The 19,535-nt window shown below is 36.8% G+C and carries 19 protein-coding genes; 15 read left to right on the top strand and 4 right to left on the bottom strand.

All coding sequences use genetic code 11. From position 1 onward, the window contains the following. The first annotated feature begins 2 nt into the window (after positions 1-2). Together proS and EHV10_RS11365 are read left to right on the top strand one after the other, a co-directional pair. The gene (gene proS / locus EHV10_RS11370) at positions 3-1,442 is read left to right on the top strand and encodes a proline--tRNA ligase (RefSeq protein WP_128674740.1); all 1,440 of its coding nucleotides are present in this window, start codon (positions 3-5) and stop codon (positions 1,440-1,442) included. Further along, positions 1,385-2,665 (top strand): CCA tRNA nucleotidyltransferase, encoded by a 1,281-nt coding sequence (locus EHV10_RS11365; RefSeq protein ID WP_243116132.1) that lies wholly within the window; start codon positions 1,385-1,387, stop codon positions 2,663-2,665. Before proS ends, EHV10_RS11365 begins: the two co-directional genes overlap by 58 nt. Before the next feature lie 41 nt (positions 2,666-2,706). Here the strand turns inward: EHV10_RS11365 and EHV10_RS11360 are convergent, their stop codons facing one another. Beyond that, positions 2,707-3,654, bottom strand: a complete 948-nt coding sequence (locus EHV10_RS11360; protein WP_128674739.1) for a putative ABC transporter permease — start codon at positions 3,652-3,654, stop codon at positions 2,707-2,709. A gap of 165 nt (positions 3,655-3,819) precedes the next feature. Between EHV10_RS11360 and EHV10_RS11355 the strand changes: the two genes are divergently transcribed. From EHV10_RS11355 to EHV10_RS11345, 3 genes are read left to right on the top strand one after another with little or no spacing between them, the layout of a single operon-like run. Continuing rightward, on the top strand, positions 3,820-4,782 hold the full coding sequence (locus EHV10_RS11355) for a glycosyltransferase (RefSeq protein WP_128674738.1): 963 nt from the start codon (positions 3,820-3,822) through the stop codon (positions 4,780-4,782). A gap of 9 nt (positions 4,783-4,791) precedes the next feature. Continuing rightward, the gene (locus EHV10_RS11350; protein WP_128674737.1) at positions 4,792-5,790 is read left to right on the top strand and encodes an aromatic acid exporter family protein; all 999 of its coding nucleotides are present in this window, start codon (positions 4,792-4,794) and stop codon (positions 5,788-5,790) included. A 2-nt stretch (positions 5,791-5,792) separates the two neighbouring features. After that, a complete protein-coding gene (locus EHV10_RS11345; RefSeq protein WP_128674736.1) occupies positions 5,793-6,401 on the top strand; it encodes a ribonuclease H1 domain-containing protein in 609 nt (202 codons plus the stop codon). A 28-nt stretch (positions 6,402-6,429) separates the two neighbouring features. Here EHV10_RS11345 and EHV10_RS11340 read toward each other — a convergent pair whose 3' ends face one another. Then, entirely contained in the window at positions 6,430-6,738 is a 309-nt protein-coding gene (locus EHV10_RS11340) for a YerC/YecD family TrpR-related protein (RefSeq protein ID WP_007593458.1), read from the bottom strand. Positions 6,739-6,890: 152 nt separating this feature from the next. Between EHV10_RS11340 and EHV10_RS11335 the strand changes: the two genes are divergently transcribed. Genes EHV10_RS11335 through EHV10_RS11320 form a run of 4 tightly spaced genes read left to right on the top strand, consistent with a single transcriptional unit; the run spans position 6,891 to position 10,585 of the window. Then, positions 6,891-7,859, top strand: coding sequence for an ABC transporter ATP-binding protein (locus EHV10_RS11335; protein WP_128674735.1), 969 nt, complete (start codon positions 6,891-6,893; stop codon positions 7,857-7,859). Then, positions 7,849-8,703 carry an ABC transporter permease gene (locus EHV10_RS11330; RefSeq protein ID WP_128674734.1) on the top strand — a complete coding sequence of 285 codons (855 nt, stop codon included), beginning with the start codon at positions 7,849-7,851 and terminating at the stop codon, positions 8,701-8,703. The genes EHV10_RS11335 and EHV10_RS11330 overlap by 11 nt, the downstream gene beginning before the upstream one ends. Then, entirely contained in the window at positions 8,700-9,467 is a 768-nt protein-coding gene (locus EHV10_RS11325; protein ID WP_128674733.1) for an ABC transporter permease, read from the top strand. Before EHV10_RS11330 ends, EHV10_RS11325 begins: the two co-directional genes overlap by 4 nt. Before the next feature lie 17 nt (positions 9,468-9,484). Then, positions 9,485-10,585: a polyamine ABC transporter substrate-binding protein gene (locus tag EHV10_RS11320; protein ID WP_128674732.1), complete on the top strand. Its 1,101-nt coding sequence runs from the start codon at positions 9,485-9,487 to the stop codon at positions 10,583-10,585. 57 nt (positions 10,586-10,642) lie between these two features. Here EHV10_RS11320 and EHV10_RS11315 read toward each other — a convergent pair whose 3' ends face one another. Both EHV10_RS11315 and EHV10_RS11310 read right to left on the bottom strand, forming a co-directional pair. Continuing rightward, entirely contained in the window at positions 10,643-12,100 is a 1,458-nt protein-coding gene (locus EHV10_RS11315; protein ID WP_128674731.1) for a sodium:solute symporter family protein, read from the bottom strand. A 235-nt stretch (positions 12,101-12,335) separates the two neighbouring features. Next, positions 12,336-13,811 carry a L,D-transpeptidase family protein gene (locus EHV10_RS11310; protein ID WP_128674730.1) on the bottom strand — a complete coding sequence of 492 codons (1,476 nt, stop codon included), beginning with the start codon at positions 13,809-13,811 and terminating at the stop codon, positions 12,336-12,338. Positions 13,812-14,048: 237 nt separating this feature from the next. On the opposite strand from EHV10_RS11310, the gene selD reads away from it, so the two are divergent. The 6 genes from selD to yqeC all read left to right on the top strand — a co-directional run bounded on the left by selD (position 14,049) and on the right by yqeC (position 19,534). After that, on the top strand, positions 14,049-15,074 hold the full coding sequence (gene selD, locus EHV10_RS11305; RefSeq protein ID WP_128674729.1) for a selenide, water dikinase SelD: 1,026 nt from the start codon (positions 14,049-14,051) through the stop codon (positions 15,072-15,074). A gap of 13 nt (positions 15,075-15,087) precedes the next feature. After that, positions 15,088-15,705: a sulfurtransferase-like selenium metabolism protein YedF gene (gene yedF, locus EHV10_RS11300; protein ID WP_128674728.1), complete on the top strand. Its 618-nt coding sequence runs from the start codon at positions 15,088-15,090 to the stop codon at positions 15,703-15,705. Continuing rightward, positions 15,705-16,865, top strand: a complete 1,161-nt coding sequence (locus EHV10_RS11295) for an aminotransferase class V-fold PLP-dependent enzyme (RefSeq protein WP_128674727.1) — start codon at positions 15,705-15,707, stop codon at positions 16,863-16,865. Before yedF ends, EHV10_RS11295 begins: the two co-directional genes overlap by 1 nt. Continuing rightward, on the top strand, positions 16,865-17,101 hold the full coding sequence (locus EHV10_RS11290) for a DUF3343 domain-containing protein (protein ID WP_007593434.1): 237 nt from the start codon (positions 16,865-16,867) through the stop codon (positions 17,099-17,101). The genes EHV10_RS11295 and EHV10_RS11290 overlap by 1 nt, the downstream gene beginning before the upstream one ends. A 351-nt stretch (positions 17,102-17,452) precedes the next feature. Further along, positions 17,453-18,832: a uracil-xanthine permease family protein gene (locus tag EHV10_RS11285; protein WP_128674726.1), complete on the top strand. Its 1,380-nt coding sequence runs from the start codon at positions 17,453-17,455 to the stop codon at positions 18,830-18,832. Continuing rightward, the gene (gene yqeC / locus EHV10_RS11280) at positions 18,833-19,534 is read left to right on the top strand and encodes a selenium cofactor biosynthesis protein YqeC (RefSeq protein ID WP_128674725.1); all 702 of its coding nucleotides are present in this window, start codon (positions 18,833-18,835) and stop codon (positions 19,532-19,534) included. Position 19,535 lies beyond the last annotated feature (1 nt).

Raw genomic sequence — 19,535 nt, 5'->3', positions numbered from 1 at the left:
AAATGGCTAAAGAAAAAAAGCTTGTAGAAGAAATTACTTCCATGGAGAAAGACTTTGCACAATGGTATACCGATATTGTGCTTAAGGCGGAGCTTGTTGATTATACAAGTGTAAAGGGTTGCCTTGTAATAAGACCTGCCGGTTATGCTATATGGGAAAATATGAAAAATGAGATAGACAGAAGATTTAAAGAGACAGGCATTCAAAACTGCTATCTGCCTATGTTCATACCTGAGAGCCTTTTACAAAAAGAGGCAGACCATGTTGAAGGTTTTGCACCTGAGGTAGCATGGGTAACTCATGGCGGATTGGAGGAACTTGAGGAGAGACTCTGTGTCAGACCTACATCGGAAACATTATTCTGTGACTATTACTCAAAGGTTGTAAAGAGCTATAGAGACCTTCCACAGCTCTTGAATCAGTGGTGTTCAGTAGTAAGATGGGAAAAGACAACCAGACCTTTCCTTCGTTCAAGAGAGTTTTTATGGCAGGAAGGACATACGGTTCATGCCACAGCCAAGGAAGCTCATGACAGAACAGTACAGATGCTTGAAGTATATGCAGACTTCTTTGAAAAAGATTTGGCTATACCTGTTATAAGAGGTATAAAGACAGATAAGGAAAAGTTTGCCGGAGCGGAGGCAACATATACCATAGAGGCACTTATGCATGACGGTAAGGCATTACAGTCAGGTACCAGCCACTACTTCGGAGACGGATTTGCAAAGGCGTTTGATGTAACATTTACAGATAAGGACAATCAAATCAAGCCTGTTTTTGAGACCTCATTCGGTATGACTACAAGAATAATAGGCGCTGTTATAATGGTACATGGCGATGACTCAGGTCTTAAGTTGCCACCTCATATAGCACCTGTTCAAGTAAATATAATTCCTGTAGCCGCACATAAGGAAGGTGTACTTGAGGCGGCTAATGCGCTTAAAGACAGACTGTACGCAGCAGGTGTAAGAGTAAAGCTTGATGACAGCGAGAAGAGTCCGGGATTTAAGTTTGCAGAATCTGAGATGAGAGGTATACCTCTTAGAATTGAAATCGGACCGAAGGATATTGAAAATAATCAATGTGTATTTGTCAGAAGAGATACAGGTGAAAAGATCTTCGTCTCACTTGAAAAAGTTGAAAGTGAAGCTAAGGAATGCCTTGAAAAGATTCAGACAAATATGTATGAAACAGCCCTTGCACATAGAGAAGCTCATACTTATGAGGCAAGAACTATGGAAGAGTTCAAGGATATTGCAGATAACAAGCCGGGATTTATCAAGGCTATGTGGTGCGGTGACAGAGCTTGTGAGGACAAGATAAAGGAAGAGGCAGGAGCCACATCAAGATGTATGCCGGAGGCGCAGGAGCAGCTTAGCGATGTATGCGTTTGTTGCGGAAAGAAGGCTACAAAGATGGTGTACTGGGGAAAAGCATATTAAAACCGCAGTCAATAAGAATGAAAATGGATTTGCCAAAAAAAGTTGAAAATATTATAGATAAGTTGGAGGAGAACGGTTTTGAAGGATTTGTAGTAGGCGGCTGTGTCAGAGATTCTCTGCTTCACAGGAAACCGAAGGACTGGGATATCACTACAAACGCTCTTCCAAAAGAAATGAAGCAGATATTTAAAAAGACCTTTGATACCGGTATTGCACATGGAACTATAACAGTACTTATGGATGGTGAGGGCTATGAGCTGACTACATACAGAATAGACGGAAACTACTCCGACGGAAGACATCCCGACAGTGTTTCATTCAGCAAAAGTCTTTCCGAAGATCTTTGCAGAAGAGATTTTACAATTAATGCTATGGCCTATTCACATAAAAAGGGTATAGTGGATCTTTATAAAGGTCAGGAGGATTTAAAAAGCGGGATTATAAGAGCTGTAGGAGATCCAAATAAGAGATTTGATGAGGATGCTCTAAGAATGCTTAGGGCAATACGTTTTTCAGCTCAACTCGGGTTTAAAATAGAAAAAGCCACATTTGATGCAATAAATAAAAAATCTTCACTTTTATCAAATGTCAGCAAGGAGAGAATATTTGTAGAGCTGAATAAGACACTTTCCGGAAATTTTGCAGAAAATGTAAAGTATATATACAGCAGCGGGCTGTACAAATATATCGGTAAAGAGTTTGCAAAGCTTGAAGAAAGCTTTTATGAGTTTTACAAAAGAGATCTCGGTGATGAAAAGCATATGTACTGGACTGTATTTTTGCAAAATACAGAAAATATAAATTCGGTAAAGAAGATTCTTTCAGAATTGAAGTCGGATAATGCTACAAGAATAAATACCTGTCTGCTTATAGAGGAATTGAAATTGCCTTTACCGAAGAAGGATTCGGATATAAGACTGTCATTGCACAGACTCGGTACAAAACTCTTTGAGGACTATATAAAGATTTGCAAGTCGGATAGGAAAAATGCGGGTATATTGGAAGAGATAAATGAAATCGAAACAAGATATGAAAAGATAAAAGAAGAAAATCATGCTTTTAATATCTCTATGCTTGATATTACCGGGAAAGATTTGATGAATCTTGGAATACCGAAAGGACCTAAAATCGGTGAAATCTTGGAAGATTTATTGAAAAGAGTTATTGAAGAACCTAAACTTAATAATAAAGAATTGCTTGTTGATATAGCAAAAAAAGAGTAACAAAAAAGCTACGGGTCGGTACAAACCTGTAGCTTTTAAATTTATTTATTTCTTTTTCTTACTTCGCTAAGTTCTTTTAACTGATCCAGATATTTTTTATTAAGTCCGGGGTTACCCTTTATCATATTTCTGATAAAAAATGACATGATTTTTCCGGTTTTCGGTAAGCTTAAGGATACTTTTTCTCTTGCGACTTCATATTTTATCTTAAGCTCGACATAGGCAGGGCTTTTTGAAGCAACAGTATTTGAAAGAGAAGAAAGTACATTTTCAATATCTGACTTTAGAGCAGAGAAACTTACTCTTCCGGTTGTTATATATTCATTTGCTTGACTGACACGTTCGGCTACACTGTCCTTTATACCCACAAGTTTGTTTTGAGTTTCACTTACAAGATCATCAGCTATTAAAGCCAATTTTTCTTTAACCTCCGATAATTCCGACTTAGCCCTCTCAAGTGCAGCATAGGCTTTTGCAAGATTGAATGCGGCCTTTATTGAAAGAATCAAATCCGAGAAAAAGATAATACTCACAACTATTATAGAGTTTTTTAAATTTTGATCGCTTATCTTGGATACAAAATTATAGACATTTACCTGTAAAAAATTGGTAAGCAGGAGTGATAAAAATCCCCATGCTATAGAGGTGGATAGTGATATATATCCGCTTAAATTAAACTTGTGATCACTGTAGTCCCAGTATTTTACTTTAAAAAGTCTTTCCATCACATATCCTGTGATATACTCAAGTATTGTAGCCGCAATCATTCCTGAGAAGTAAACTTCAAAATTATTTCCCTGAAAATTGTCCGTAATAATAAGAACAAACACAGCGCCGAAGGCATATATAGGAATATAGGGACCGCGAAGGAAACCCCTGTTTGTAAGTTTTCTCTCCTTGATACTTGCATATCCGGATTCAAAACACCAGCCGAAAAAACAATATATATAAAAAAATGCAATCCATTGCAATAGGGTGTACCTGGTCATAACTACCTCCAATGAAAACAATAATACCACAGTAGTAGATTATCCACAAGTTTTGAAGCATTATAAAGATAATAAAAACTCACTTTAAATCAACTTTTATGTTATAGTATGATATTGAAGTAGAAGTAAAATAGCATGCAAATATTATAAAAAGAGAGTAAAAATATGAAAGTAAGTATATGCTGCATTACCTATAATCACGGTAAATATATAAAAAAGGCAATAGATTCATTTTTGGCGCAGAAAAGAAACTTTGATATAGAAATTTTGATAAATGATGATGCATCAACAGATAATACTGCAGATATTATAAGAGAATACGAAAAAAGATATCCGGATATTATAAAGCCGCTGTTTCATGAGGAGAATATGTACTCACAAGGGGTTACCAATCCAAGCGGAAAATATAATTTTCCTAGAGCCGGCGGAGAATATATAGCAATGTGTGAGGGCGATGATTACTGGTGTGATGAGAATAAACTTCAAATGCAGGTGGATTATATGGATGCACATCCTGAAATAAGCTTTTGCTTTCATGCTGCGAAGGTTGAAAATCTGGATGCCACATTTTCTCCAAACCTTATAAGACCTTATATAGGAGACTCTGTAATCAGTGCAAAAGAGGTTATAAATAAAAGAGCACATTATCCCACAGCTTCATTGCTACTTAGAACAGAGTATATGAAAAGTTTGCCAAAGTATTATTTTGACTGTAAGGTGGGAGATATACCGATGCAGATAATATCTGTAAAATACGGTGATGCATATTATATCGACAAGGTTATGAGTGTGTACAGAATGGGAGTGCCGACTTCATGGACAGCCTCACAGTTTAGCGGAGATTACAAAAGAAAACAGGAAGAGTACTATCAAAATATGGAGGCTATGTATAAAGCGTATGATGAGGACTCCGGATACAAATTTCATGATGAAGTTGTAAGTGCCGCAAAGAGACTGCGTTTTCTTACTTATGTAAATGCAAGAGATTTTAAAAATATATTGTCAAAGGACTTTAAAAAAGAATATAATGAGCTGGATTTTAGAGAAAGATTTTTTATAAAGTTTGAATATTTCTTACCTGCAGTATATAAGCTGGTAAGGAAGACAGCATTATATTTTAAAAGATAATGGAGGGCTATGGCATATTTTAAGAATATAAATCTTATAAAGGTAATAAAAATAGCTGTAGGAACAGGACTTGCAATATTTATCGCCGATACTTTCGGGTTAAACTACAGTGTATCAGCAGGTATGATAACCTTGCTAAGTATACAGGATACAAAAAAATCCACGATAAAGATTGCATTAAAAAGAATTGCCGCATTTGTGTTGTCTATGTTGATTTCCTTTGCTGTGTTCAGCTTGTTCGGATATGATATATTGGCACTTGTATGCTGTTTATTGGTATTTGTAGCGGCTTGTATGGTCTTTGATTTAAATGAGGGACTTTCGCCTTGCGCTGTTTTGGTAACTCATATTATGGCGGAAAAGTATATGAGTTTTGATATTGTAAAAAGCGAAGCGGCTTTGATGCTTATAGGAACTTCTGTTGGAATATTATTAAATATGTATATGCCGAGGAACTTGAAAAATATAAGAGAGTATCAAGTTAAAATAGAAAATGAAATAAAGTACATGCTGGATACTCTGGTAGGCTTTTTAAGTGATGAGAATAACAGAGTAGAGCTTGAATATGATTTTGATGCGCTTGATAAGTTGATAGACAGTGCAATTTCAAAATCATATATTGATAAGGACAATATCTTAAGCTATGATTTGGAGTACTTTATAAACTATATGGAAATGAGAAAGTCTCAAATCATGACACTTAGATATATTTTTGATCAGGGAAAGGGAATGAAAACAAGACCGAGTCAGGCAAGAGATTTGGCTGAACTTATTTTTAATCTTGTGCCCAAACTGCATGAGTCATATAATGCGGTAAATGCCCTGATGGACTTATATTTTGTAAAAGAAAAAATGAAAAACTCAGAGCTTCCAAAGAGTCGAGAGGAATTTGAAGACAGAGCAATAATTCATTCAATTGTAGTAAATTTTGAGCAGTTCCTTGAAATAAAAAGGGAATTTGCTGCAAATTTGAGTGAAGAAGAGAAAAATATATTTTGGGACAGGTAATTATGGCAAAGAAATATTATGCGGTAAGAAAAGGAAGAAATACAGGTGTCTTTGAGACATGGGATGAATGTAAGCAGTCTGTAAGCGGCTTTTCGGGAGCCGCATATAAAAGTTTTACAACCAGAGAAGAGGCTTCGGCCTTTGTAAACGGTACAAACAGTGAAAATGATAAAGAAGAACAGGATGAGAAGCAGTCTGAAGCTTTTGCATATGTGGACGGAAGTTATGACGACACTACAAAGTCATATTCATACGGCATGGTTATGATGCATAAAGATGACGAACTTTACTTTTCAAAAAAGTTTGATAGAGATGATATGAGTGATATGAGAAATGTTGCAGGTGAGATACAGGGATCTATGGCGGCCATGCAATATTGCTTGGATCATGATATAAAGAGCATCAGTATTTTTTATGACTATGAGGGTATAGAGAAGTGGTGCAACGGAGATTGGAAGGCAAAAAAGCCGGGAACCATGCATTATGTTGAATTTTACAAAAATGCTTCAAAGTATGTGGATGTTGATTTTATAAAGGTAAAAGGACATTCGGGAGATAAGTATAATGATATGGCGGATGAACTTGCAAAAAAAGCACTTGGACTTATATAAAAATGCCGGAGTATAAACTCCGGCAAAATTATTTTTCCTTATTATTTTCAAATAAACCGAGTCTGTTAAAAACAAGGTCATAGCCGTCATTTCCATAGTTTAATGAACGGTTTACTCTGGAGATGGTAGCTGTAGAAGCGCCGGTTTCCTCGGCAATCTCCAAATATGTTTTCTTTTCACGCAGCATTTTAGCTACTTCATATCTTTGAGAGATGGAGAGCAACTCATTTACGGTGCAAACATCCTCAAAGAAAATATAAAATTCCTCTTTATCTTTTAGTGTAAGGATGGCGTCAAATAGATGGTCTACCGCGTCAGTCCTGATCTTATTATTCATACAAATTGCTCCATTCAAATAGTAATTACATTTTAGCATTTTAACTTGTAAAAGTAAAGCCGAGATAAAATAATATTTTTAGTGAATTATATTAAAAAAGATGGTATTATATTTTATTGTATAAAGCCAAATAACCCTAGGAGGGAATTTAGATGACAGATACTATACTAAGTCTGGAAAATATAAAGAAGAGTTTTGACGGTGAGAATGTTTTAAAGAACATCTCCCTTGATATAGGTAGAGGAGAGTTTATCACTCTTTTGGGTTCAAGTGGTTGCGGAAAAACCACTACGATAAGAATAATTGCAGGGCTTGAGAGTCCGGACAGCGGCAAGGTGATACTTAACGGAAAGGATATCACAGGACTGGCACCGGAAAAGAGGGATGTAAATACGGTATTTCAAAATTATGCTCTCTTTCCTCATATGAATGTTGAAAAAAATATAGGCTATGGATTAAGACTGAAAAAGAAGCCGGCCGATGAGATAAAAAAAGAGGTGGAAAAAGCACTTTCTTTGGTACAGCTTGAAGGCTTTGAAAAAAGGAATCCTACACAGCTTTCAGGAGGTCAAAGACAGAGAGTCGCAATAGCAAGGGCTATTGTAAATAAGCCGAGTGTTCTGTTATTGGATGAGCCTCTTGGAGCACTTGATCTGATGCTTAGAAGACAGATGCAGATGGAGTTAAAAAAGCTTCAAAAAGCACTTGGCATTACATTTATATATATAACTCATGACCAGGAAGAGGCTTTAAATATGTCCTCAAGAATAGTTGTTATGAGAGACGGTAATATAGAACAGATAGGTACTCCAAGTGAGGTATATGACACTCCTGCAACCGCTTTTGTTGCCGAGTTTGTGGGAGGTGCAAATCTCTATAAAAACGACGGTAAGACATATGCAATACGTTCGGAACATGTAAGGCTTGGAGCAGGTGATTATGACGGTATAGTAATTGAAAACAGTTTTACTGCCGGTCTTTCAAAAGTAAAGGTGAGATTGAAAGATAATCAGGAGATTACCTCTTCACATATGGGCATGAATATCAATCTGAATCCGGGTGATGCTATAAGTATAGGCTGGGATAAAAAAGATATGGTGGAGGTTCAAGGTGAAAAATAAGAAGCTTAACAAATATCTGCTAAGAATACCGATATATATTTTCACAATACTTTTTGTAATATTGCCTCTGGCATATATGGTAATTATCAGCTTTTTGACAAAGGCAAAGACCTGGGGATTTGATTTTACATTTACTTTGGAAAATTATAAAAAAGTATTTGATCCTTTTTATTTGAATATATTTTTGGAATCAGTTAAACTGGCACTTGCATCAACTGTTTTGGTCACTCTGATAGGATATCCTTTCGGATATTTTATGGGAAGACTCAGTGAGAGATGGAAAAGAAGAATGATGATGCTTCTTATGATTCCGTTTTGGACCAGCGGACTTATAAGGCTGAACGGTTGGATAATAATATTTAGAAGTAACGGAGTGCTCGATAAACTTTTAATGTTCTCAGGTATCACAAAGACTCCGCTTAAACTGTTGTATACATATCCGGCTGTACTGGTCGGTATGGTATATTTTTTACTGCCGTTTATGATACTTTCCGTGTATTCAAGTGTGGAAAAAATGGACTGGAGCTTAATAGAAGCTTCCAGAGATTTGGGGGCAAGTAGGCTCGAATCCTTCCTTACCATTACTCTCAGACTTACAATGCCGGGACTTCTAAGCGGTGTGGTACTTACATTTGTACCGAGTATGGGACTTTTCTATATCTCAGATATACTTGGTGGAAATAAAATAGTGCTTATCGGAAGTGTTATAGTGGAGCAGCTTACAAAGCTGAGAAATATACCTTTTGCGGCGGCACTAAGTGTAATATTGATGTTACTTACCATAGTATTCTTAAGACTTTATAAGAAGGTTTCAGGTACAGGAGAATTGGAGGGATTATTTTGAAAAAGGTATCAAAAGCGGCCGTTATATTTTTGGGGCTGGTAACTGTTTTAAACTATCTTCCCATTATACTCACTGTAGTTTATTCCTTTAATAAATCCAAGCTTACAAGCGTATGGGAAGGATTTTCTCTCGACTGGTATAAGATGCTTTTTAATGACGGTGATATAAAGAAAGCGTTGTTAAACAGTATAATACTGGCTGTGTTGACATGTATGCTCTCACTTGTAATAGGTGTCAGTGCGGCTCTTGCCATGAGAGGGAAAAAGCTTATTTTTGATGATTTCATCAGCGGTTTTGCATCTCTGCCTATAATGATTCCCGAGATTATTCTCGGAATGGTCTTTATGGCTATATTTTCATATATGAATTTGCCTTTCGGCTTTGTAACCATGACGATTGCACACAGTTCATTCTGTGTACCTTATATTTTTTTGATTGTAAGGGCGAGACTTATGGGAATGGATCTCTCGCTTGAGGAGGCGGCAAGAGACCTGGGGGCAAGTGAGTTTGAAACATTCAGAGATGTAACATTACCATATATTTTGCCGGGAATTGCATCCGGATTATTATTATCATTTGCAATGTCCTTTGATGATGTGGTAATATCTATATTTACGACCGGTCCTTCAGTAAATACTCTTGCAATAAAGATATATACAAAGATGAAGACAGGTATTACTCCTGAAATAAATGCACTCGCAACCGTTATACTGGTGATTACAGTGTTGATGATATTTATTTCGGAAAGAACAAGGAAAGATTGATTTTGGAGGTAAATTAAATGAAATCTAAAGTTTTAGGTTTACTTGGTTTGGGAGCGGCGCTTGCTCTTACTGCATGTGGAGGTGGTTCTAAAGATGCCTCACAGCAAAGCACAGGAGCTGCTGCAGACAGCGCTCTTAAGGGTACTACTTTAAATCTGTACACATGGGACGGAATGTTCCCACAAGAGGTTTTGGACGGCTTTACGGAGAAGACCGGAGTTAAGGTGAATTATTCAAATTTCGACCTTGATGAGACAATGCTTGCAAAGCTTGAAGAGACAAAGGGCGGTGATTATGATATCGTTGTTGCAGATGATTATATTATACAGCTTGCAATAAAAGAAGGACTTGTTAAAGAACTTGATAAGTCAAAGATATCTACATATGACAATATAAATCCGCTTTTCCAAAGTAAGTTCTATGATCCTGAAAATAAGTATACAATGCCTTACGGTGCAGGTATACCTTTGATAGTATATAATCCTGAGACTGTGAAAGTGGATATTCAAGGTTATAACGATCTTTGGAATCCTGAGCTTGCAGGTAATGTAGGTATTATCGGAAACTACAGAGTAATAGACGGTATTACTTTGAAATCGCTCGGATATTCATTTAATACAAATGATCTTACTCAGATACAGGAAGCAGGAGATAAGTTAAAGACTTTGGCACCAAATATCCGCCTTATAAATGACAATAATCTTCAGGATTATCTCTTAAGCGGTGAAGTTGGAGCGGCATTTATGTATACATCACAGGTAACTCAGGCAATCAAAGCAAATCCTGATTTAAAAGTTGTATATCCTAAAGAAGGACTTGGATTCGGGGTAATGGGAAGCTTTATTCCGTCAAATGCACCGAATGCCGAAGCGGCTTATAAATTCCTGGAGTATATCAATGAGCCTGAAGTTGCCGCAAAGTGCTTTGAGTATATCGGATACTTTGTTACAAATAAGGCTGCTGAAAGTTATGTATCAGACGATTGGAAAGACTTGATAGTATTCCCTGAAGATAAGATTTCACTTATTGAGAGCGGTGAGCTGATTGAGAATATCAGTGATGAGGCAAATGAACTTCACAATAAGCTCTGGGAAGAGTTCAGACAGAAAACAAATTAGGAAATAAATAAGAGGGGGGTCGCATGCGGCATCCCTCTTTTAAAGTATATAAATATATTAATCGTCTTCCTCTTCGGCAAGCTCCGTTCCCGGATTTTTCGGCGGAAAAGCGATGGAGAAGATTACAAAACCGATAAATGCAAACACAAGTCCGGGTATGATTGCCTGAGAGAAGTGGATTCCGAAAAGGTATCCATTTGAAAATTGCTCAAGATAAACCACCACTATTGTTCCGAAAATCAGAGAAGCAATAGTACCGGCTTTTGATGCCTTTGCCCAGTAATGTCCCATTACATATGGGAAGAAAGAGCCGGCGGCACGTAAAGTAAAGCAGAACATCAATATTGATACAATGCTCTTTGTATTGAATAATGCAATCAAAAGAGACAGGAATCCGACTATAATCATAGTTATCTTAGTTACATTCATAACTTCAGAACTCTTTGCCTCCGGACGAATATAAATTTTGTAAATATCATTGGCAAATATAGAACCTGCTCCCAAAAGGTCGGAGTCCGAACTTGACATTGTAGCTGAAATTACTCCTGAGAAAAGCAGTCCGCAGACTATGGCAGGCATGGTACGGATAGCAAGAATAGGTAAAGCATATCTTGCACCAACAGATGCGAAGTCCTTATCTGAGAATTTTCCCATATTAATTAAAGCTAAAACAATAATTCCAAGTATTGTAGGAACAAAGGCATAAATGAAATTAAGCAATGCTGCAAGCCATGCTCCCTGTTTAGCCGCGGTCTCGTTCTTTGCGGCATAGAAACGGGAAACTGCTTCCTGTCCTACGGAGAATGTTCCTACATACATGATTACAAGTGAAATAATACCGAATAAATCATATCCTGAGAAAAGATTCATTGTTTCAGGCGGAACATTGGTAACAACGGCGCTCCATCCACCTGCGTAGTTCAGTGCAAAAGGAACTGCGGCAAGCATACCTAAAATAATTAAAAATACTTGGACAAAATCGGTTAATGTTACACTCCAAAGTCCTCCCATAATGGAATAAATCGTTACAACAACGGCTACTATAATAACCGAAACCTTATAACTGATTCCAAGCATAGTGGATAAAATTACGGAAGAAGCTATAAATTGTCCTGCTGTAAGTCCGATAAGAGGTAGCAGCATAATAATTGCCGTAACGAATCCGGATTCTTTACCATAACGTCTTCGGAAATATTCAGGAACGGTCTTTACTGTAGCGGCACGAAACTTAGGTGCTATAAAAGAAAGGATTGCAAAGGCAATTCCCATTGTAATAATATACCAAGCGGCACTTAAACCGTATCCTGACATACCGTTTTGAACAACACCCAGAGAACTTCCGCCTCCTATCTCCGTTGCGGCTAAAGTACCTGCCATAAGAAAAGGTCCCAGACGCCTTCCGGCAACCATAAAGTCGGTGTTACTGTTGATCTTAGTTGAGGAATACCAACCTATAAAAAGCATGGCAATCAAATAAACTATTACGACAGCTGTTACGATCCAATTTGCACCCATAAAAAACTCCTTTCTGTACAAAAACATAGATGCCTTGGAAAGAATTTTCGACAAAGTATTCACGAACATAGTTTTATTCTGCCGAAAATCCATCCGTCAAAGTTGAATAAAACTCTCTGTACTTATTATTTTAATGGAAAAAACAATATTAAACAAGTAAAAATTGTCCAAAAAACAGATAAATAAAAAAGCGATGTGAAAAATACTTTCACACCGCTAAAATTAATATATTAAATTATCTTCCCTGCATTATAGGATCTGTAGGATCGTATGTCTGGTTTGCAGGAATAGGCTGCTCTATAGCATCCTTCTCAACAGGCCCCTTATTTGTAGGATCGTTGTAAACTATAACAGGTGTGTTCATCTTTGTGTTGTAATATACCCAAGCCGCATCACCTGCACGTAGTCTTAAACATCCGTCAGATCTTGCATCATCAATATAATTGTATGTAGATGCATCAAGTCTGTTTGAATCCGCCTTATCATAGTAGATAAGTGAGTGAATGATATATCCGTCCTTAAATCTTGAAAGGAACTGACAATAGATATTGTCATGCATTATTTTCCATCTGTACTTAACATATGTCTTGAATGTACCCACAGGTGTAGCAGGTCCGTCAGTTGACATGAAAGTCTTGTAAGGAATTATATATCCGTTTGCACCGTCTTTAGCCATGATATACATGGTCATTGTTGCCTTATTGTACTTAATCTCATAAGAATCCTGCAATCCCATAACAGGCTCAAGATCTCTTACAACGGCACCTGTATTCTCGTCAAGATAATACTTGTATCCATCTATATACTGCCATCCCTTTTGAGTTGCGCCGTCTTTAAAATAGTACTGATCGTTATTATAAAATCCCCATCCTGTATAGGCATCTTTTGATGAGTACTGAACCTGACCGTTGGCATCTACATAAGTTCCCTCATAAACAGGAGCTTCCATAAGTACCTTTGTAGGCTCTGTAAACTGTGTTTGCTTGTCCCAAAGTGTAAGCTTAAGAGCTACTATATATCTGTCCGTACCGATAGTACCGAGGGTCTGACCGTTCTTTGCCCAGTCAAGTACAGTTCCGTCATTTAAAACGGCCTTGTAATAAAGGTCGCTTCTTACACCTGTATATCCCTTTACTCTTATCTGAACAGCCTGAACCTTGTTTGCAGGATCTGTAATAGGTGCAGTCTCTTTAGAGTTCATCCATGTAGACCAACCTGAGTTCATATTGTAAGTTCTGTAGTAATATCTTCCTATACCTGAATGATTAAGGTAAAGCTTGTTAAAACCGTCTTTTGCATAAGCATAAGCACTTGTGTTTGTCTCTGCACCTGAGATCTCCTGATCTGCAGTATTCCAAAGTCCGAAGTGAACCATCTGTGTTTCACCAAGTACAGGCTCGGGATTTGTATTTCCGTTACCTACATTACCAAGACCTGCATTGGCAACTACGCTGTCAAGGTCAAGGTTTTCAGACATATTTACATTGTTAATAGTGGAAGGTATATAATCGCTTGTAGATACCACCTCACCTGTAGCTGCAGAAGTTACAGCCTCTGTGCTTTCAGCTGTCTCAGTCTGAGCTGATGTTTCTACAGCCACCGAGCCACCTGTAACATTTCTTCTTATTGTTGCTGCAAATACGTTGGATGATAATACTGAAGAAATCATCAATGCGGACGCAAATACAGCTGAAATTCTTTTTAAATGCATATTTCCTCCTAAAAAATAATACATTAGTAAACTAAAGTTACTATAGTTTAAAATTATAACATATAAATAAATTTTGTTCAATTGATTTAAATATTACATAAATCTTTCATTTGTTAACAAATGTTATATTATATAAAATGTTTGTCTGATTTGATTGCGAAAATAAGTATAAAGGGGTTATAATAGTTATCAGTTCATATATTGACGATATAGATAAGTTATATATTAGGAGGCAATATGGAAAAACTTTACTGCAAAGGCGGCGGTTGTACTGCAAAACTGGGAGCGGGAATACTCAGCCATATACTTGAGAGATTGCCAAAGCAAAATTTTGACAAAAATTTAATGGTAGGATTTGATGCAAAGGATGATGCGGCGGTATATAAGCTTACAGACGATATCGCATTTGTTCAAACCCTTGATTTCTTCCCGCCGATGGTGGAAGATCCTTATACATTCGGACAGATAGCGGCAGCAAATGCATTAAGTGATATATATGCCATGGGTGGTGAAGTAAAAACCGCATTAAATATAGTATGCTTTCCGCAAAGCAGTGATCTGAATATCCTTGGAGAAATAATGCGAGGTGGACTTGAAAAGGTAAAGGAAGCAGGCGGTGTGCTTGCAGGCGGACATTCAATCGATGATACTGATGTAAAATACGGTCTCAGTGTTACCGGTATTGTAAATCCGAATAAGATATATTCAAATAACACAGGAAAACCCGGAGACAGTCTGATACTTACAAAAAGACTTGGTGTAGGAATAATATGTACTGCCGCAAGAATCGGTGAGGCGGATGAGAATACCTTAAATGAAGCTGTTGATTCTATGAAGACATTAAATAAATATGCCTGTGATATATCAAAAAAATACGATATTCATGCATGCACCGATATAACAGGTTTCGGATTTTTAGGCCATCTGATGGAAATGATGGGTGATGATAAGTCATGTGAAGTTTATGCAAAACAGATTCCGGTATTTGAGGCGGCAAAAGCTTTGGCTGATGAATTTCTTATTACAGCCGGAGGACAGAGAAACAGAAATTATGTGGGTGAAAATGTGATTTTTGAAGATGTACCTTTCGCAATGGAAGAAATTTTATTCGATCCTCAGACATCGGGGGGACTCTTACTTGCCGTCCGAAAAGAAGAGGCGGATGCACTGTTAAATGAATTAAAAGAGGCAGGAATGCCTGCGGCAATTGTAGGAGAAATAAAGACAAGAGAAAATACAGCTATAAAAGTAGCTGATAAATAGGAGGAAAATAAATATGATTAAAGTTAATGCAATAGGGGATGCATGTCCTATACCTGTAGTTAAGACAAAGAATGCAATAAGAGAACTTGGAGGAAGCGGAGTAGTAGAGGTAAGTGTTGACAATGAGATTGCGGTACAAAACCTTTTGAAGATGGCAAAGCAAAAAGAGTATGAGGCTTCTTTTGAGAAAAAGTCAAATACAGAGTACATCGTTACCATCAATGTAAATGGTGGAGAAGTTTCCGATGCCAAGCCTGTTGCTAAGGAAATTGCAAAGTCTGATGAGATAAAATTAAAAGAAACAATTGTGGTAATAGATTCAGATAAGATGGGTGAAGGTGATGAAGAGTTCAGTAAGACTCTTTTAAAGGGCTTTATCTATGCTCTCAGTTCACAGGATATACCGCCTGCAAAAATTCTGTTCTACAATACAGGTGTAAGGATTACTACAGAGGGTTCTGCAAGTATTGAAGATTTGAAGGTTTTGGAAAAAGCAGGCGCAAAAATCTATTCCTGCGGTGCATGTCTTAACAACTACGGACTCAGCGAGAAGCTTTCAGTAGGTGAGGTGACAAATATGTATGATATTGTAAGTTATCTCATGGAAGCCGACCTTGTGATAAGACCATAATGATTTATTTGGATAATGCCGCCACTACATTCAAAAAACCGATAAATGTAATAGAAGCTATAAATCATGCACTTACATACTATGGAAACAGTGGCAGAGGTGCATACAGGGCCGCACTTGATTCGGGTAGAATGGTCTATGAAACAAGAGAAAAGATTTCAAAATTTTTCGGAAGCAGCGACCCTTCAAAAGTGATTTTCACATCCAATGCCACAGAGGGTTTAAATATCGTATTGTTCGGACTGTTTTGCAGTGGCGATCATGTAATAAGTACGGTAACGGAGCATAACAGCGTGCTTAGACCTCTCTATAAGCTTGAAAAAACAAAGAATATAGGCATTGATTTTATCGGAATAGATGAAAGTGGGAAATTAAAATATGATGAATTTGAAAAGCATATAAAAGAAAATACAAAGGCTATAATTGTAAACCATGTATCTAATGTGTCCGGTGAAATAGCGGATTTAGAGTATATTGGAAAAACAGCAAGGAAGAATAATCTGTATTTTATAGTGGATGTATCTCAGAGCGCAGGAAATATCAAGATAGATATGAATAAAACGGGGATAGACGTCCTTTGCTTTACAGGCCATAAGGGACTGTTCGGACCGGGAGGTACAGGCGGTATAGTTATAAATTCCGATATTTTGATAGATACCTTTAAGGTAGGAGGAAGCGGTGTGCAATCCTTTAATAAGGAGCAACCTGATGAGTATCCGACAAGATTAGAGGCAGGAACTTTAAATATTATGGGTATTGCCGGACTTGGTGCCGGAATTGATTTTATAAATGAAATCGGAATTACAAATATTCATAAAAAAGAGATGAGTCTGTTAAAAAGGCTTTATAAGGGTGTAAAGGATATAAAAGGTATAAAGTTTTATACGGATTGTTCCGAATTTGAAAAAGAACCCGAGTCTATAAGGCATGGAAGTATTTTGCCGATAAATATAGACGGAATTCATTCTGGAGATCTGGCTGATTATCTTGGTGAAGAATATGATATAGCGATAAGGGCAGGTGCTCACTGTGCGCCATTGATGCATAAGGCGTTGGGAACAGTGGATGAGGGAATAGCAAGATTTTCATTCTCATATTTTAATACGGAGGAAGAAATAGATGCTGTTATAAAAGCGATAAAAGAAATAGTGGAAGAATAATGAGAGAAAAAAGTTGGAAATATATAGTGACCTTTCAAACCACCACAGCCGCAATGGCATTTGAAAGTTTGTGTGCAAAAGAAAATGTACCGGGAAGATTGATACCTGTTCCGAAAGAACTTTCCTCAGGTTGCGGTCTGGCATGGTGTGTTCCTTTTGAGTCGGCGGATTTAATAGATAACTTGATTAAAAAAGAAAATCCTCTGTATGATAAGGCAAGTAAGGTTTGGCATTAAAACTATATAATAAACAGTGTTAAACAAATATGTGAATTATTAGCATGTTTAGTCTGAAAAATAGTATGATACGCTCATAAAAAATAATATTTAGATTGATTTTTGTAAGAAAAAATGATAGTATATAAAAAATAAAAGTTGTAACAATATTTTTTTATTAAATATACCAAAGGAAAGTTTACAATTAAATAATCGATATGTAGATATTTGACGCATCAGAGAATATCTGATGCGTATTTAAACTTTTTTATTTGATATATTTTTAACAATTTTGAATTTAAATATTGATCCTTTGTACGTTTCATCTCTAAGAGATGTAAGAAATAAATGTCTTTTTTAAGGAGGATTACAATGAGTGAAAAGACAAGTGGTTCAAATGTAAGTATTGATAATATTTACAAATTGGACGGAAGAGTTCCTGTGGCAAAAGCAATACCTTTTGGACTGCAACATGTTATGGCTATGTTCGTTGCAAATCTGGCGCCTATACTTCTAGTATGTGGTGCATCAAAGTTACTTGGAAGTGATGCTGGTAAGATTGGTGGAGTGGAGCTTGCGAGAATCATGCAAAGTGCAATGTTTATAGCGGGCCTTGGAACTTTGGTACAGTTATATCCTGTATGGAAAATTGGTTCAAGATTGCCGGTTGTAATGGGAGTCAGCTTTACCTTTGTACAGGCACTAGGCTATATAGGCACTAATTTTAATTATCAAACAGCGATTGGTGCGATAATAGTCGGTGGATGTGTAGAAGGCTGTCTCGGATTAACTTATAAGTATTGGAAAAAGATAGTTTCACCAATAGTTTCGGCTTGTGTAGTTACTACCATAGGTTTTTCTCTGCTTGCAGTAGGTGCAAAAAGTTTTGGAGGCGGATATGTTGATGATTTCGGTGCTCCAAAATATATGCTTGTTGGACTTATTACACTTGTATCATGTATAGCATTCAGTTCACTTGCAAAGGGATTTTGGAAGCAGCTAAACGTAATGTTCGGTCTTATAGTTGGATATATAATTTCTCTTATATTTGGTATTGTAGATTTTTCGCATTTTACCGGAACAATAAATACAGTTGGATTTATTGCATTGCCGAGAGTATTGCCATATAAGCCAATATTTAATCCCGGTGCAATTTTGTCTGTTGTTCTAATCTTCTTGGTATCTGCTGCAGAGACTATCGGTGATACCACTGCGGTTGTTGCAGGCGGACTTGACAGAGACATTACAGAGAAGGAAGTATCAGGTTCACTTGCATGTGACGGTTTCTTAAGTGCTGTATCAGGTGTGTTTGGATGTATGCCTATAACATCATTTTCACAGAATGTAGGTCTTATTGCAATGACAAAGGTAGTAAACAGATTTACTATTATGTTTGGTGCATTGATCCTTATATTGGCAGGAATATTCCCACCGGTAGGTGCATTCTTTTCAACATTGCCGGAACCTGTACTCGGTGGATGTACAATAGTGATGTTCGGTACTATAGTGGTAAGTGGAATGGATATGATTGGGAAATGCGGTTTTACTCAAAGGAATACAATAATTGCGGCTTTATCTATAAGCATCGGAATAGGATTTACTCAGACACTGGGTATATTTGATTATTTCCCGAAGGTTATAGGAGATATTTTTGCAGGTAACTCTGTTGCAGGCGTATTTGTTCTTTCAATGTTGTTAAACTTCGTATTGCCGAAGAATATGGATGTAAAGAAATTGGTTGGTATGCGATAAATGATAATTTCATTAGTTGGTGGTGGTGGAAAAACCACCACCATGTTTTATATAGGAAGATATTTTGCTAAAAGAGGCAAAAAAGTGGTAATCACCACAACAACTCATATAGTAAAACCGGATGTATATACTCTGATTGACTCTGCAAAAGAACTTGAAAAATTTGAGTTTAGGGATGAACCTGTAGTTATAGGAAAAGATGCAGGTGAAAAATTATCATCTTTTGATATAATAGAGGTGCAGAGTATCAATAAATATGCAGATATAGTATTGGTTGAAGCGGACGGAGCAAAGCGATTACCGATAAAAATCCCAAGAGAAGGAGAGCCGGTAATACCTGAGAACACAGATATTTGTATAGTATGTATGGGTATTGATGCTGTCGGAAAAAAGATAAGCGAAAAATGCTTCAGGTATGAAAGAGCCGCAGAAATTTTTGGTTGGGATGAAGATCATATACTCAGTGAAGAGGATGCTGCAAGGATCTTGACAGATAAGAGGGCGGAATTTAAAGGAATAAATAACAGAAAAACTTTATTTATTATAAATAAGGCCGACACCAAAGAAGATATGAGAAAGGCATTAGAGACAGAAAAATATATAAATATTTTTTGCGAAAAAAACGGTTTTAAAAATTTCAAAGTTTCAATAACTTCATATAATAACAACAGAGAGTTTTGCGATTTTGAATTTTTAGCTTAGA

Origin of the sequence: Lachnoanaerobaculum gingivalis (assembly GCF_003862475.1) — a bacterium.
Lineage (GTDB): Bacteria > Bacillota > Clostridia > Lachnospirales > Lachnospiraceae > Lachnoanaerobaculum > Lachnoanaerobaculum gingivalis.
This window is presented reverse-complemented; position numbering and strand designations above follow the sequence as displayed.

What these genes read in the sequence shown, in the direction of transcription:
- EHV10_RS11290 (WP_007593434.1), top strand. Translation starts at nt 16,865, where the DNA reads ATGAGAGAAAAAAGTTGGAAATATATAGTGACCTTTCAAACCACCACA.
- proS (WP_128674740.1), top strand. Translation starts at nt 3, where the DNA reads ATGGCTAAAGAAAAAAAGCTTGTAGAAGAAATTACTTCCATGGAGAAA.
- EHV10_RS11340 (WP_007593458.1), bottom strand. Translation starts at nt 6,738, where the DNA reads ATGAATAATAAGATCAGGACTGACGCGGTAGACCATCTATTTGACGCC.
- EHV10_RS11350 (WP_128674737.1), top strand. Translation starts at nt 4,792, where the DNA reads ATGGCATATTTTAAGAATATAAATCTTATAAAGGTAATAAAAATAGCT.
- EHV10_RS11365 (WP_243116132.1), top strand. Translation starts at nt 1,385, where the DNA reads ATGCGTTTGTTGCGGAAAGAAGGCTACAAAGATGGTGTACTGGGGAAA.
- EHV10_RS11295 (WP_128674727.1), top strand. Translation starts at nt 15,705, where the DNA reads ATGATTTATTTGGATAATGCCGCCACTACATTCAAAAAACCGATAAAT.
- EHV10_RS11345 (WP_128674736.1), top strand. Translation starts at nt 5,793, where the DNA reads ATGGCAAAGAAATATTATGCGGTAAGAAAAGGAAGAAATACAGGTGTC.
- EHV10_RS11355 (WP_128674738.1), top strand. Translation starts at nt 3,820, where the DNA reads ATGAAAGTAAGTATATGCTGCATTACCTATAATCACGGTAAATATATA.
- yqeC (WP_128674725.1), top strand. Translation starts at nt 18,833, where the DNA reads ATGATAATTTCATTAGTTGGTGGTGGTGGAAAAACCACCACCATGTTT.
- EHV10_RS11360 (WP_128674739.1), bottom strand. Translation starts at nt 3,654, where the DNA reads ATGACCAGGTACACCCTATTGCAATGGATTGCATTTTTTTATATATAT.
- EHV10_RS11285 (WP_128674726.1), top strand. Translation starts at nt 17,453, where the DNA reads ATGAGTGAAAAGACAAGTGGTTCAAATGTAAGTATTGATAATATTTAC.
- EHV10_RS11335 (WP_128674735.1), top strand. Translation starts at nt 6,891, where the DNA reads ATGACAGATACTATACTAAGTCTGGAAAATATAAAGAAGAGTTTTGAC.
- yedF (WP_128674728.1), top strand. Translation starts at nt 15,088, where the DNA reads ATGATTAAAGTTAATGCAATAGGGGATGCATGTCCTATACCTGTAGTT.
- selD (WP_128674729.1), top strand. Translation starts at nt 14,049, where the DNA reads ATGGAAAAACTTTACTGCAAAGGCGGCGGTTGTACTGCAAAACTGGGA.
- EHV10_RS11315 (WP_128674731.1), bottom strand. Translation starts at nt 12,100, where the DNA reads ATGGGTGCAAATTGGATCGTAACAGCTGTCGTAATAGTTTATTTGATT.
- EHV10_RS11320 (WP_128674732.1), top strand. Translation starts at nt 9,485, where the DNA reads ATGAAATCTAAAGTTTTAGGTTTACTTGGTTTGGGAGCGGCGCTTGCT.
- EHV10_RS11310 (WP_128674730.1), bottom strand. Translation starts at nt 13,811, where the DNA reads ATGCATTTAAAAAGAATTTCAGCTGTATTTGCGTCCGCATTGATGATT.